Raw genomic sequence first — 13,783 nt, forward strand, 5'->3', positions numbered from 1 at the left:
TCCGACGCCTCCCGTTCGTCTGTCCGGACGGAATGAACAAGACGATCAGGCGTGCCTCCGTCTTCATCCTGTTCCTGGTGTTCGCCCTGCTGATCAGGGCGACCTGGGTGCAGTTCTACGAAGGCCGGGCACTCGCGGACGACAGTGACAACCGGCGCAACGCGATCGAGACGTACGCGGAGCCGCTCGGGAACATCATCGTGGCCGGTGAGTCGATCACCGGCTCGGCGCGGACGAAGGGAGGCGACCTCGCGTACAAGCGCACGTACGAGAACGGCCCGCTGTACGCGGCGGTGACGGGCTACGCCTCGCAGGCCTACGCGCCGACGCAGCTCGAGGGCATCTACCAGGACCTGCTCAACGGCACGGATCCCCGGTTGAAGACGGTGACGGACACCGTCACCGACCGGCGCGCCGAGCCGGGCAACGTGGTGACGACCATCGATCCCGCGGTGCAGAAGGCGGCGTACGAGGCGCTCGGCGACAAGAAGGGCGCGGCGGTCGCGATCGACCCGAGGACCGGCCGGATCCTCGCGGCGGTGTCGACCCCGTCGTACGACCCGGCGTCGCTGACCGACGCCAACACCGCGGGCGAGGCGTGGAAGGAGCTCACCGCGGACCCGGACAAGCCGCTCACCAACCGGGCGCTGCGCCAGCCGCTGCCGCCGGGCTCGACGTTCAAGCTGGTCGTCGCGGCGGCCGCGCTGGAGGACGGGCTGTACGGGTCGGTGGACGAGGAGACCGACAGCCCCGACCCGTACACGCTGCCGGGCACGGTCACGGACCTCACCAACGAGAACCCGGACGCGCCCTGTGAGGACGCCTCGATCCGGGTCGCGCTGCAGTACTCCTGCAACAACGTCTTCGCGAAGATGGCCGTCGACCTGGGGCAGGACAAGGTGCGGGCGATGGCCGAGAGGTTCGGCTTCAACGACGAGACGCAGGACGTGCCGGTGCGCGCCTACACCAGCGTGTACCCCTCGGACATGGTGCCGTCGCAGACCGCGCTCACCGGGATCGGCCAGTTCGACGTGACCGCGACGCCGCTGCAGATGGCGATGGTGTCGGCGGCGATGGCCAACGGCGGGGAGCTGGTGTCGCCGCACATGGTCAGCCGCGTCACCGACAGCAGCGGGGACGTGCTGAAGGACTACGAGGACGAGGCCGGGACGGAACGGATCGTCAGCGCCTCGACCGCCGAGCAGCTCCGGTCGGCGATGGAGACGGTCGTCGAGGAGGGCACGGGGTCGAACGCGCGGATGTCCGGTGCCACCGTGGGCGGCAAGACGGGCACCGCGCAGCACGGCGAGAACAACAGCAAGACCCCGTACGCCTGGTTCACCTCGTACGCCGAGTCGGACTCCTCGGACCGGGAGGTCGCCGTGGCGGTCGTGGTGGAGCAGTCCGACGCGGCCCGCTCGGAGGTCAGCGGCAACGGTCTGGCGGCCCCGGTCGCCAAGGCGGCGATGGAAGCGGCGCTGCGGGACTGAGATCCCACCGGCCGACAGGCCGCCCGTACCACGGGCCGTCCCCTTCCCCCGGGGGGCGGCCCGTGGTACGGATTCGGGTACCGACCGGCCAGACACCGTTCGACCCTCCGCACGGACCCGTGAATGATCACTGCTACGCTCCGGAACTCACGCCGGTCACTCCGGATTTTCACGTGTCATCTACATGACACACACCGTCATCGGTGCCCGTCGGGCGCCCGACGCCGCTGTGAGGGGAGGGCGCCCGTGGGCACCGTCGTCGACGACGACGCCTCCGTGGAGTTCCACGCGTTCTTCGAACGCCACTACGCCGAACTGTCCCGGCTGGCCCATCTGCTGACGGGTGAGGCGGACACCGCCGACGATCTGGCGGCGGACGCGCTGCTGGCGCTGTGGCACCGCTGGGACCGGGTGCGCGCCGCCGACCATCCGGCGGCGTACGCCCGGGGCGTGGTGGCCAATCTGGCCCGGACCCGGATCCGCAGCGCGGTGCGCGAGCGGCGGCGGATCGCGCTGTTCTGGTCGCCGCGCGAGGAACGGATCGAGAACCCGGACGTGCCGGGGGTGGTGGACGTGCAGGAGGCGCTGCGCCGGCTGCCGTTCCGCAAGCGGGCGTGCGTGGTGCTGCGACACGCCTTCGACCTGTCGGAGAAGGACACCGCGCTGGCGCTGGGCATCTCGGTGGGTACGGTGAAGAGCCAGACCTCGAAGGGGATGACCGAACTGCAGCGGCTGCTGGGCACGCGGGAGGTACCGCGCCAGGTGCACGCGGCGGTGGCGGCCACCGCGGGCGGGAAGACGGCCGGGAGCGTACGGAAACGTCCCGGCGGGGCCACGGGAAGGAACCGATGACGATGCGGCGGGACGTGCACGAGGAGCTGCGCGCCCGGCTGCACGAGGCGGCCGGGGCGCACGAGCCCGACCGGGAGCGGATGCTGGCCCGGGTGGAGCGCGGCATGGCCGGACCGGCCCGCCCGGAGCACCGGGCCGCGCGTCCGCCGCTGTTCGGCTGGGTCCGGGTGGCGGGCGCGACGGCCGCGGTGGCCGGGGTGCTGGCGGTGGGCGGTTACGCGGTCGCGTCCTCGGTGCAGGACGAGAAGCCGCCGCAGCGGCAGGTGGCCGTCTCGCCGACGCCCACGCCGTCCCCGGAGGCGACGAGCCGGCCGCCCGAGCCGTCGGCACCCCCCGCGCCGGACACCTCGGAGCAGCCCCGGAACACGGCCACCCCGCCCGCCGGGAAGCCGAGTTCGTCCGGCGGCCCCGAGAGGCCGCCGGCCGGGGTCGAGGACGGGCCGCTGTGGTCGGACGGTTCGGTGGACCCGCACAGCAACGAGTTCTGGGCGCAGAGCAACGTCACCCTGAAGACCACCGAGCGACTGACCGCGCTCACCGTGGAACTGCGGATCGCGCAGACCGGCGGGGTGACCTCCACCGGTGCCTGGCGCTCGCTGCCCGAGGACGACTTCGAGCTCTCGGTGGACGAGCGGGACGGCTTCCTCGTCTACGTCTGGACGCTCAAGGACGGCCGTACGATCGAGCCCGGCGAGTGGGTCTTCGCCGGGCAGTACGACCACGCGCGCGGCGGCCGGGACGCCGGGGAGGACACCTACACGGCGCGGGCCGGCACCGGCTCCGAAGAGCGCGCGGTCGGCGGCGACTTCGCGGCGCAGGACGAGAAGGACGACGCGGACGACGAGGATCCGGCGGACGACGGGGGCGCGTGAAAAAAAGATCGTCCGGGCGGCAACCCTTTCCGGGGCGGCGGCGACCAGTGAGCGCAAAGACCCTCTCCCTGCAAGGACATCGCGCATGACTGCACGACCCGAACAGCCCGTCTCCCACCGCCGCCGGACCACCAGGCGGCGGGCCGTGATCGCCGGAGTCTCCGCGCTCGGCATCACGGGGGCGGCGATCGTCACCACGACGATGCTGTCCACGGCGGGCGCCGCCTCGGCCTGGCCCTCCGACACCGGCAGCAAGCCGGTGTCGAAGACCGTCCCGGTCTCCGGGACGTACGACGGCGGCATGAAGAAGTTCTACGGCACCGGCGACCTCGGCGGCGACGGCCAGGACGAGGGCCAGGACCCGGCCTTCGAGCTGGCCGACGGCGCCACGCTGAAGAACGTGATCATCGGCACCCCGGCCGCCGACGGCGTGCACTGCAAGGGCAGTTGCACGCTGCAGAACGTGTGGTGGCTGGACGTCGGCGAGGACGCCGCCAGCTTCAAGGGCAAGTCGTCGTCGGCCCAGTACAAGGTGATCGGCGGCGGCGCGAAGAAGGCCGACGACAAGGTGCTGCAGTTCAACGGCGCCGGCACGCTGACCGTGAGCGGCTTCCGGGTCGAGGACTTCGGCAAGCTGGTGCGCTCCTGCGGCAACTGCAGGACGCAGTACAAGCGCACGATCGTGCTGAAGGACATCGACGTCGTCGCACCGGGCAAGTCGCTCGTCGGCATCAACACCAACTACGGTGACACCGCCACGCTGTCGAAGATCCGCATCCAGGGCGACGGCAAGAAGAAGATCAAGACGTGCACCCGCTTCCAGGGCAACAACACGGGCAAGGAGCCGAAGGACCTCGGCTCCGGCGCCGACGGCAAGCACTGCAAGTTCTCGTCCTCGGACATCACCTACAAGTGATCCCGCCGGGCCCATGACCCCGGGCCGCCGTCCCGACGTCCGACGGCCCGGTGACCGGCCTCGCCCGAGCCCCCCTCGGGCGGCCGGAACCCCCTGGTGGTCCGGACCCCCATCCGGACCGCCGACCAGGACGCCCCGCCGGATCCCATCCGGCGGGGCGTCCGCCGTCCGTCCGGGGCCGGGAAGCCGCCCGGGGCCGGGAAGTCGTCCGAGCCCCCGAACAGCGAAAACACCCGAAAACTTTCGGCGTTCCCCGTCCCTCCCGCATCGGTTGACGCCCCGCACTCCACTGGTGACACTCCGGGAAACAACAGAATCCCCCAGACTCCGACAGGAAGTGTCATGCGCCGCCACACCGTCCGTCGCACGCTTCTCGTCCCGTTCCTCGCCCTCCTCCTCACCCTGCTCGCCGCCCCGCCGGGCACCGCACACCCCGGAGCACCACCCGTGAAGAAGCCCACGTACGCCGGTTACCTCTTCGCCTACTTCACCGGCGAGGGCACCGCCGACGGCGAGCAGATCCGCTACGCCCTCAGCCGCGGCGACGACGCCCTGCACTGGCGCGAGCTGAACGCGGGCGAGCCGGTGCTGACCTCCACGATCGGCGAGAAGGGACTGCGCGACCCGTTCGTGATCCGCTCCCCCGAGGGCGACCGGTTCTACATGATCGCCACCGACCTGCGGATGTACCGGAGCAGCAGCGGAAGCTGGGACGAGGTCCAGCGGCACGGTAGCAAGTCGATCATGGTGTGGGAGTCCACCGACCTGGTCCACTGGACCGACCAGCGCCTGGTGAGGGTCTCCCCGGACAACGCGGGCAACACCTGGGCGCCGGAGGCCTACTGGGACGACGAGCTCGACGCGTACGTCGTCTTCTGGGCGTCCAAGCTGTACGCCGACGACGACCCGGACCACACCGGATCGACGTACAACAGGATGCTGTACGCGACCACGAAGGACTTCCGCACCTTCAGCGAGCCGAAGGTCTGGAACGATCCCGGCTACTCGGTCATCGACTCGACCGTCGTCGAGCACGAGGGCACGTACTACCGCTACACCAAGGACGAGCGCGACCCGTCCTCCGGCTCGCCCTGCTCGAAGTTCATCACCGGTGAGAAGTCGGCGTCGCTGACCGACCCCTCGTACGACTTCGTCTCCGACTGCATCGGCAACGGCGCGATGAGCCGGGGCGAGGGGCCGACGGTGTTCAAGTCGAACACCGAGGAGAAGTGGTACCTGTTCATCGACGAGTACGGCGGCCGGGGCTACCTCCCCTTCGAGACCACCGACCTCGACTCGGGCGAGTGGACCCCGTCGACGGACTACCGGCTTCCCGCCAGCCCCCGGCACGGCACGGTGATCCCGGTGACGCGGGCGGAGTACGACCGGCTGCTGGCCGCGTACCCGGAGAGCCCCACGTCGATCGTGGACGCCACGGCCCCCGGCCAGAAGGGGTACGCCGTCGTCAGCGAGGAGACGGGCAAGGTCGTGCTGCCGATGGAGCCGGACGCGGACCTGCGGCACCTCGCGCCGAAGCTGTGGGTGGGCGAGGGCGCGACGGTCAGCCCGAGGCCCGGTGCCCGCCGTGACTTCCGCGAGCCACAGGCGTACACGGTCACGGCCGCCGACGGCACGCGGCGCACCTGGACCGTCGAGGCGGTGCCCACCCGCAGCCCGGTCCTGCCCGGCCTGTACGCGGACCCGGACGTGCGGTACATGGACGGCCGGTACTGGATCTACCCGACCACGGACGGCTTCCCCGGCTGGGGCGGCACGCGGTTCAAGGCGTTCTCGTCGAGGGACCTGGTCCACTGGAAGGACCACGGCGTGATCCTCGACCTCGGTCCCGACGTGTCCTGGGCCGACAAGAACGCGTGGGCGCCCGCGATCGCGGAACGCGACGGGAAGTACTACTTCTACTTCTGTGCCGAGCAGCAGATCGGTGTCGCGGTGGCCGACTCCCCGGCCGGCCCGTTCAAGGACGCGCTCGGCAAGCCGCTGATCGGAAAGACGCAGTTCAGCGGCCAGATGATCGACCCGGCCGTGTTCACCGACGACGACGGGCAGTCGTACCTGTACTGGGGCAACGGGCACGGCTATGTGGCGCCGCTCGACGACGGCATGGTGTCCTTCGACACCGCGCGGGTGAAGGACATCACCCCGGACAACTTCCGCGAGGGCTCCTTCGTGGTGAAGCGGGACGGCACGTACTACTTCATGTGGTCCGAGGACGACACCCGCAGCGAGGACTACCACGTGGCCTACGCGACCGGCCCGTCCCCGCTCGGCCCGTGGACCGAGCGCGGCACGATCCTGTCCAAGCGCCCCGAGTACGGCATCCTCGGCACCGGTCACCACTCCGTGGTCAACACCCCCGGCACCGACGACTGGTACATCGTCTACCACCGGTTCGCGCTCGACGGCCCCGGCACGTCCGGCGGGGACGGCACGCACCGCGAGACCACCGTCGACCGGCTGGAGTTCGCGGCCGACGGCACGATCGAGCCGGTGGTGCCGACCCTGGAGTCGGTCAGCCCGGTGCGGCGGCGGTGACCGACCCCAGCCACGCGTAGGCCTCGTCCTGCATCACGGCGTCGAAGACGTGGCCGCGCTCCGGCCACGTCTTCAGCCGCAGCAGCTCCTCGGCACCGCACGCGCGCCAGACGGCCCGCAGCCTGTCGTACGCGACGCGCACCCCGTCGGCGGTGAACAGGGCGTCGAGCCCGCCGTGGAAGAACAGCATCGGCTTCGGCGCGGCGATGCCCGCCACGTCGGGGATGTCGAGGTGCCGGGCGAGCCCCGGATGGAGCATGTGGAACGCGGACTGCCCGCGCAGGGTGTTGTTGCCCGGCACCATCATCTCCTTGAGGCCGGTCATCCAGCACACGCTCACCGCCGCGGCGATGTCGTCGCTGAGCGCGGCGGCCTGCCAGGCGCGGTAGCCGCCCATGGAGAAGCCGACGGCGGCGATCCGGCGGGCGTCCACCCGGTCCAGGCCGGCCAGGAAGGCCGCGGCCCGCTGGTCCTCGCGGGCGTGCAGTCCGGCGAGGGAGGAGCCGAGGTGGTAGAGGGTGCTCGCCAGCGCCTGCTGCCGCTCGTAGACGAGCGGCTCGCGGTCGCCCCAGCCGAGGGCGTCCGCGCAGAACACCACGTACCCCCGCCGGGCCAGTTCGTCGCCGACGAAGCGCCCGCCGAAGCACCGGTCCGCCCACTCCTCGGCGGAGGCGAGGCGGGTGTCGTCGTACCAGGGCCGGACGCACTTCTCCTTGCCGATGTCGAACCGGGACCCGTGGTCGTGCAGCAGCAGGACCGCCGGGAACGGGCCGGCGCCCCGCGGGGTGAGCAGGACACCGCGGACCCGTCCGTGGCGGGTGAGGGAGAGGGTGACCAGCTCCCGCGTGTACCCGTCGCCGTCCGAACGGGCGGTGAACTCCGGGGCGTACGGCGTCCCGTCCTGCCGGCCGACGAGGAGGTGCTCCTCGACCACCGCGCGGGCCGTGCGCCGCCACGCCCCGAAGTCCCGGACCGGCGAGGTGCCCCAGGCGAGCGGGAAGGTCAGCTCGTCCTTGAGCGCCGTATGGAATCCGGGCAGGTCACCGGTGGCGGGCATACGGCCGCCAGTCGCCGAGGTACGCCTCACGGGTGTGCGAGGCGGCCTCCGCGCGGGTGAGCTGGGGGCGGTTCTCGGGGACGGTGACGACCGCGCCGGGACCGGTGTTGCGGTACTCGGCGAACCGCTGGTCCTGCCAGGGGTACGCGTCCCGCATGTTGGCGTAGGGCGCGACGGCGTCGACGCCCGCGCCGAGGCTGGTCTCGCGGACGGTGAGCATGGGGCGGGCGGTGGTGTCGGAGCTGGGCACCCAGGGGCGGGCCAGCTTGTAGTAGCCGTCGGGGGCCTCGCTGCTGATCCTGCTCCGGGTGACCAGGTAGCCGCGCGGGTTGGCGCCGGCGGTGGAGGGCGCGAAGACGAAGCCGTACGGGGCCGCCGCCAGGTCGGGGCGGACCAGGGTGCGGAAGTGGCAGTGCTCGAAGACGGCGGTGGCCCGGCCGAAGACGAAGTCGACGTCGCCCTCGGCGTAGCAGTGGGCGAAGTACTGGCGGGCGAAGGTGTCCAGGGAGCGGGTGTCGGCGTACAGGGTGTCCTGGTGGCCGAGGAAGCGGCAGTGGGTGAAGGCGCTGCGGTCGCCCTGCACCTTGAGGGCGACGGCCTGGGTGCCGGTGGTGCCGGGGTGGTCGGCACGCAGCCAGTCGTTGGCGAAGGTGATCCAGCGGGCGGTGAAGCCGTCGGGGCGCACGGTGGTGGTGGCGGAGCCGGAGGTGCCGTAGGTGCCGGAGCCGTCGGGCTTGGGGGTGCCGGCCGCGTTGTCGTGGACGATCACCACGTCGCGGGGGTCCTCGGAGGCGCCGAGCCAGGTCATGTCGGTGCGGTCGGCGTCGACGGAGACCGTCCCGCGGTAGGTGCCCGGGGCGATGACGAGGATGCGTCCGGTGCCGGTCGCGGCGGTGACGGCGGCCTGGACGCCGGTGAAGTCACCGGCGCCGCGCGGGTGGACGTACAGGGTGCCGGGGGTGAGGCGGGCGGAGGGTGAGCCGTACCGGCCGAACGGGCGGCGGGGCCGGTGGGCGGCCCGGGCGGGGACGGCGGCCAGGGTGAGCGCGGCGGAGGCCGTGGCGCCGGTGAGCAGGAAGTTCCTTCTGGACAGGGGCGAGGGCATGCGGGGGCTCCTTCGGCTACGGGTGCCGGGCCGGGGCGGAGTGCCCCGGCCCGTGCTCGCGGGTGTCAGCGGATACGGCCGGCGCCCGCGCCGTGCTCGACCAGGAACGGGACGACCCGGGCCGGGTGGACGGCGGTGCGCAGGGTGGGTGTCCAGCCGGCGCCGGACTGGAGGGTCTCGGCCGGGATCTCGGCGTTGTGCACGGCGATCAGGTCCGTGCGCTTGCCGTTGACCACGTTGTGGGCGGCGGTGAGCGGTGCCTCGCTCCACTTCTTGAGGATCTTCGCCGGGCTGATGCCCTTCGCCAGGGTGAAGGCGTTGTGCTCGGCGACGAGCTGGGACTCCTTGCCGATGCCGAAGCTGTAGGAGTAGCCGTCCTCCGCCACGAAGTGGTTGTTGTACACGTCGACCTGGCCGAAGCGGACCCGCGGCGCGCGCTCGACCAGGCCGGAGAACAGGTTGTGGTGGAAGGTCGCCTTCAGCTTGCCCCGGTCGCCGACGGCGGTGGACTCGCTGTCGCTGTTGCCGATGAGGATCGTCTTGTCGTGCTCGGTGAAGACGTTCCAGGAGGCGGTGACGTAGTTGGCGCCCTTGACGATGTCCAGCTCGCCGTCGTGCTGCTGGTACAGCATGCCGAAGTAGGTCGGGGCCTCGCTGTCGGGGTGCTCGCCGTCGGTGAAGGTGTTGTGGTCCAGCCAGACGTGGGTGGAGCCGTGGACGACGGCGGTGTCGTACTCGGAGTTCCAGTTGCCCTGGCTGCCGTCGGTCGGGTCCCACTGCGGGAAGCAGTCGATCGGGCTCTCGAGGGCGAGGTTGCGGACGATGACGTTGTCCACGCCCTTGATCTGGAGGCTGGCGCCCTTGATGCCGGCGTTCCGGCCGACACCGATGATCGTGGTGTTGGACGGGACGGACGCCTTGATGGCCGTGTCCTGGGCTGCGGCGGAGGCCCTGCGCAGGCCCTCCGGGCTGTCGTCCGGCTCGGCGCTCAGGTCCTGCTCCAGGCCCCAGGTCTCCGGCGCGTACGCCTCCAGGTAGGCGTCGAAGTCGTAGCCGGGCGCGGCGAACGCCTCGCAGCCCTCGGAGACCGCGTCGATGGTCCCCTTCACCTTGATGATCTTCGGGGCGTCTCCGCCGTCCGCCAGGGCCGCCTTGAACTCGGCCCAGGTGCGCACGGTGTGGACGTGCTCGCGGTCGGCGTCGGCGCCTCCGGTGGTGCCGGTGCCGTGGGAGGCCCAGCCGTCGCCCGCGCCCAGCGTCTGCCGGGCGGCGTCACGGTGGTGGTGCGACGGGGAGTGGGCCTGGGCGCCGGTGCCGGTCAGGGCCAGCACGAGGGCGGTGCAGCCGGCCAGCGACGCGGCTCTCACTGTGGCATGCCCATGCCATCTGGATGTGCTCATGGTGCGGCTCTCCTTCTTCATGGTCCAGGGGGTGTTACGCGACTTTCACGGTCCGGGGGGTGTTACGCGACGGCCTCCGGCCAGGTGATCCACGCCTGAGGGATCTCTCCGTCCAGCCGCCGCACGTCGCGCGGCGCGAGCACCCGGGTGCGCAGCAGCTCCCGGGCGACCAGCCGCGCCACGGCGATCGCGCCCGGCGGGTTGAAGTGCGTGTTGTCCTGCTCGGTCGCCGTCCAGTTGAAGTACTCCTTGGTCTCCTCGACCCCGAGCTCCTGCCACAACGCCAGCGACAGGGCCTGGACGTCGAGCAGCGCGACCCGCTCCTCGGCGGCCAGCGCCCGCATCGCCGCCGGGTACTCCCCGTGGCTCGGCACGGCACGCCCGTCCGCGTCGAACCGCCGCCGCTCCACGGCGGTGGCCAGCACGGGCCGCGCCCCACGGGCCCGCGCCCCCTCGACGTACATCCGCAGATACTCCTGGTACGTCGACCAGGGCTCGGTGTAGCGGGTGGGATCGGCGGACTTCTCGTCGTTGTGCGCGAACTGGACGAGGAGGAAGTCACCGGGCCGGATCGAGGAGAGGATCGCCTCGAGCCGCCCCTCGTCGACGAAGCTCTTGGAACTCCGCCCGTTCACGGCGTGATTGGCGACGGTGAGATGCCGGTGGAGCAAGAAGGGCAACGCCATTCCCCACCCGGTCTCGGGCGCGGCGTCGGCGTACTTCTGCGCGGCGGTGGAATCACCGGCGATATAGAGGGTGCGGTGACGGCGTCCGCCGGCATGAGCGGTACCGGTTGCGGCGAACGCCAGAGGAATGGAAGCGACGGCGGCGGAAGTAACCTGTCTACGGCTGAGAGACACGCCGGTAACCCTTTCGGCGGGGGTGACGGACGACTACCTGGGGGCGCGGGGCCGTTTCGATTTGCGGCTCCGCCGCGTGGGCGCGACAAACCAGGGACGGCCCGTACCCGAAAAACGACTCGGGCCGCCCCCGGCGAAAAGGGACCCTGGGTCAGCCCTTCTGCTCCTGCCACTCGGCCTGAGCCTCGTTCAACTGCTCGGCCATCGTGTCCAGGAACTCCTGCGCACTCATGTCCCCCAGAAGCACCTTCTGGAAGTTCGGCTCGTTGTCGGCCTTGGAAATCGTGTTCCAGTCCGGCAGGTAGTACGGAAGCTGCACGATGCTGGTGGAACCGTCGTTCAACGCCGCGGCCGCCAGCTTCGTGGGCTCCGCCTTGCCGATCCACTCGTCCTTCGCCGCGTCCGTGTTCGCCGGCACCTGACCGGCCGACTCGTTGAACTTCGAGTTGGACTGCGCCGACGCGGCGAACTCGATGAACTTCCAGGCGGCCTCCTTGTTCTTGGAGCTCTTGAACATGCCGATGCCGTCGACCGGGTTGGAGACCTGGACCCGCTTGCCGCCGGGCCCGGTCGGCTGCGGAATGCCCCGGAACTTCTCGGTGGTGAGCGCCTTGACGTGGTCCTGGTACGAACCGAGGTTGTGGTTCAGCATGCCGATCGTGCCGGTGTCCCACTGCGCGGTCATCTTGGTGAAGTCGTTGTTCAGGTCGGCCGCGGGGGTGACCTTCTTGAACAGGCCCGCGTACTTCTCCAGGGCCTCGGCGTTCTTCGGGTCGTTGACCGTGGTCTTCTTGCCGGAGGAGTCCCAGAACGAGGTGATGCCGGACTGCCCGTACATCGCGTCCAGGGCCTGGGCGATGGAGCCGGAGCCGCCGCGGATGGTGTAGCCGAACTCGTTCTTGCCCTTGTTCGTCAGCTTCTCCGCGGCCTCGTAGAACCGGTCCCAGGTGGTCGGCTCCTCCAGGCCCGCCTTCTCGAACAGGTCGGTGCGGTAGTACAGCACGCCGTTGTTCGCCGAGGTCGGGATCGAGTACAGCTTGTCGTCACCGCCGCCGGCGGCCCGCATGGACTCGACCATGTCCTTGTTGAGCTTGCCGTTCAGCGGGGACTTGGCCAGCCGGAAGTCCAGCGTGTCGAGTGCTCCCTGGGCGGCGAAGCCCGCGAGCATCGAGGCGCCGACGCCGCCGACGTCCGGCAGGCCGCCGCCCTGGATGGCGGTGTCGACCTTGGACTGGTACTCGGTGGAGGCGATGCCGACGTACTGGACGTCGATGTCCGGGTTCGCCTTCTCGAAGTCGGCGATGATCTCCTTCCAGATCTCGGTGCGGACACCGCCGTTGTTGTCCCAGAAGACGATCTTGCCCTTGCCGCTGCCCTCGGCCCCGTCTCCGCCGCCGCTGCCGTCGTCGCCGCAGGCGGTGACGGTCAGGGCGAGCACGGCCCCCAGGGCGACGGCGGTGGAGGTCCGGCGCCTGCCTGTGCTGTTTCTGAGAATGCTGATCTTCATTGGTCGGCTCTCTTCTTCTGGATTCGACGGAGCGGTGAACGGACTGAACACGTGGGGGGGTCGGTGGGAGGGGTCGGTGGGAGGGTCCGGTGGGCCGGCTCAGTGGGCGCCGAGCTGCTTCTGCGGCCCGGAGAAGCGCTTGACCAGCGCGGGGACGGCGGCGGCCGGGTCGAGCCGGTAGTCGTAGAAGTCGCCCGGTTCGAAGGCGTCGCCCCACGCGTCGTGCCGGCCGGTCGTGTCCTTCAGGATCGACCCGCGCTGCACCAGTTCCGCGGTGGCGTCCGCCTGGTAGGGGTGCTGGACCCCGTCGTAGTAGCTGTTCTCGATGACCATCCGCGTCGCGCCGCGCGCCCAGTTCCCGTACGTCCACCGCGGGTCGCCGTCGGCCACCTGGGCGGAGAGGTAGTTGTTGTACAGGTGCGCGTAGGCGCAGTTGTCCGCGGAGGGGTTGCGCTGCTTCGTGCCGGTGAACCAGTTGTGGTCGATGGTGATCTGGGTGCGGACGTTGTCCGTCCAGCCGATGCCGAGCGCCTTGTTGTGGTTCTCGAACCGGTTGTAGGAGACGGTGACGTACTCGCTGTCCTTGCGGATGTCGAGCAGTCCGTCGCCCATGTGCGTGAGGCGGTTGTGGTCGATCCAGACGTGGTGGACGGAGTCCATCTGGATCGCGTCGAAGTCGGTGGTCTTGCCGTCCCAGTCGCCCTCGACGTAGCTGTCGCGGATGGTCAGGTTGCGGATGACGACGTTGTGCGTGCCGGGGTTCAGGTGCAGCTCGCCGTGGACGATCTCGCCGGTGTCCCCGACCCCGATGATCGTCTTGTCGGAGCCGACCACGATGTCCGAGCCGAAGGGCGCGACGGCGATCGAGCCCGCCACCCTGATGACGTACGGCTCCTCGGCCGCGGCGTACTTCGCCAGCGCGGCCTGGTCGGTGACGGTGACGACCCTGCCTCCCCGGCCGCCGGTGGTGCCGCCGGCCAGGGAGGCGAAGCCGTGCGCCCGGTCGGTGTGGCGGGGTGATCCCGTCTCCCGGTCCGGGGCGGCCTGGGCCTGCCCGGCCGTCCCGAGGGCCAGGGCGGCGACCAGGCCGAGGACGGCGGTCAGCGCCCCGCCGGTCCCCGGCAAACGCTTGCTACGGTGCGTCACTGCGGCTCCCAACAGGCGTACGGAT

The 13,783-nt window shown here is 70.8% G+C and carries 10 protein-coding genes and 1 pseudogene; 5 read left to right on the forward strand and 6 right to left on the reverse strand.

Going from position 1 to position 13,783, the window contains the following annotated elements; translation table 11 throughout:
• Positions 1-32 precede the first annotated feature (32 nt).
• The 5 genes from ACZ62B_RS27765 to ACZ62B_RS27785 all read left to right on the forward strand — a co-directional run bounded on the left by ACZ62B_RS27765 (position 33) and on the right by ACZ62B_RS27785 (position 6,683).
• The gene (locus ACZ62B_RS27765) at positions 33-1,490 is read left to right on the forward strand and encodes a peptidoglycan D,D-transpeptidase FtsI family protein (RefSeq protein ID WP_469692466.1); all 1,458 of its coding nucleotides are present in this window, start codon (positions 33-35) and stop codon (positions 1,488-1,490) included.
• A gap of 246 nt (positions 1,491-1,736) precedes the next feature.
• A complete protein-coding gene (locus tag ACZ62B_RS27770; protein ID WP_344563963.1) occupies positions 1,737-2,342 on the forward strand; it encodes a SigE family RNA polymerase sigma factor in 606 nt (201 codons plus the stop codon).
• Positions 2,339-3,214, forward strand: coding sequence for a hypothetical protein (locus tag ACZ62B_RS27775; RefSeq protein WP_468721439.1), 876 nt, complete (start codon positions 2,339-2,341; stop codon positions 3,212-3,214). Before ACZ62B_RS27770 ends, ACZ62B_RS27775 begins: the two co-directional genes overlap by 4 nt.
• An 85-nt stretch (positions 3,215-3,299) precedes the next feature.
• Complete coding sequence (locus ACZ62B_RS27780; protein ID WP_469692468.1) at positions 3,300-4,130, forward strand: pectate lyase; 831 nt, start codon at positions 3,300-3,302, stop codon at positions 4,128-4,130.
• 342 nt (positions 4,131-4,472) lie between these two features.
• On the forward strand, positions 4,473-6,683 hold the full coding sequence (locus ACZ62B_RS27785; RefSeq protein WP_469692470.1) for a glycoside hydrolase family 43 protein: 2,211 nt from the start codon (positions 4,473-4,475) through the stop codon (positions 6,681-6,683).
• On the opposite strand, the gene ACZ62B_RS27790 is transcribed toward ACZ62B_RS27785, so the two are convergent.
• The 6 genes and pseudogenes from ACZ62B_RS27790 to ACZ62B_RS27815 form a co-directional block, all read right to left on the reverse strand.
• Positions 6,661-7,740: a dienelactone hydrolase family protein gene (locus tag ACZ62B_RS27790; RefSeq protein ID WP_469692472.1), complete on the reverse strand. Its 1,080-nt coding sequence runs from the start codon at positions 7,738-7,740 to the stop codon at positions 6,661-6,663. The two genes, ACZ62B_RS27785 and ACZ62B_RS27790, sit on opposite strands and share 23 nt — an antisense overlap.
• Positions 7,724-8,845 carry a pectinesterase family protein gene (locus tag ACZ62B_RS27795; protein WP_469692474.1) on the reverse strand — a complete coding sequence of 374 codons (1,122 nt, stop codon included), beginning with the start codon at positions 8,843-8,845 and terminating at the stop codon, positions 7,724-7,726. Before ACZ62B_RS27795 ends, ACZ62B_RS27790 begins: the two co-directional genes overlap by 17 nt.
• Before the next feature lie 65 nt (positions 8,846-8,910).
• Positions 8,911-10,245, reverse strand: coding sequence for a pectate lyase family protein (locus tag ACZ62B_RS27800; RefSeq protein ID WP_469692476.1), 1,335 nt, complete (start codon positions 10,243-10,245; stop codon positions 8,911-8,913).
• Between the two features lie 62 nt (positions 10,246-10,307).
• Positions 10,308-11,105 carry a rhamnogalacturonan acetylesterase gene (locus ACZ62B_RS27805; protein ID WP_344563975.1) on the reverse strand — a complete coding sequence of 266 codons (798 nt, stop codon included), beginning with the start codon at positions 11,103-11,105 and terminating at the stop codon, positions 10,308-10,310.
• A gap of 151 nt (positions 11,106-11,256) precedes the next feature.
• Positions 11,257-12,612: an ABC transporter substrate-binding protein gene (locus ACZ62B_RS27810; RefSeq protein WP_344563977.1), complete on the reverse strand. Its 1,356-nt coding sequence runs from the start codon at positions 12,610-12,612 to the stop codon at positions 11,257-11,259.
• A gap of 108 nt (positions 12,613-12,720) precedes the next feature.
• Positions 12,721-13,758: pseudogene (locus ACZ62B_RS27815) on the reverse strand (pectate lyase family protein); the annotation flags it as partial.
• Between the last annotated feature and the right edge of the window lie 25 nt (positions 13,759-13,783).

This window comes from Streptomyces sp. NPDC053426, from assembly GCF_055585405.1.

Coding starts and splice junctions, on each gene's coding strand:
- ACZ62B_RS27790 (WP_469692472.1), bottom strand. CDS start 7,740: ATGCCCGCCACCGGTGACCTGCCCGGATTCCATACGGCGCTCAAGGAC.
- ACZ62B_RS27810 (WP_344563977.1), bottom strand. CDS start 12,612: ATGAAGATCAGCATTCTCAGAAACAGCACAGGCAGGCGCCGGACCTCC.
- ACZ62B_RS27800 (WP_469692476.1), bottom strand. CDS start 10,245: ATGAGCACATCCAGATGGCATGGGCATGCCACAGTGAGAGCCGCGTCG.
- ACZ62B_RS27785 (WP_469692470.1), top strand. CDS start 4,473: ATGCGCCGCCACACCGTCCGTCGCACGCTTCTCGTCCCGTTCCTCGCC.
- ACZ62B_RS27765 (WP_469692466.1), top strand. CDS start 33: ATGAACAAGACGATCAGGCGTGCCTCCGTCTTCATCCTGTTCCTGGTG.
- ACZ62B_RS27780 (WP_469692468.1), top strand. CDS start 3,300: ATGACTGCACGACCCGAACAGCCCGTCTCCCACCGCCGCCGGACCACC.
- ACZ62B_RS27795 (WP_469692474.1), bottom strand. CDS start 8,845: ATGCCCTCGCCCCTGTCCAGAAGGAACTTCCTGCTCACCGGCGCCACG.
- ACZ62B_RS27775 (WP_468721439.1), top strand. CDS start 2,339: ATGACGATGCGGCGGGACGTGCACGAGGAGCTGCGCGCCCGGCTGCAC.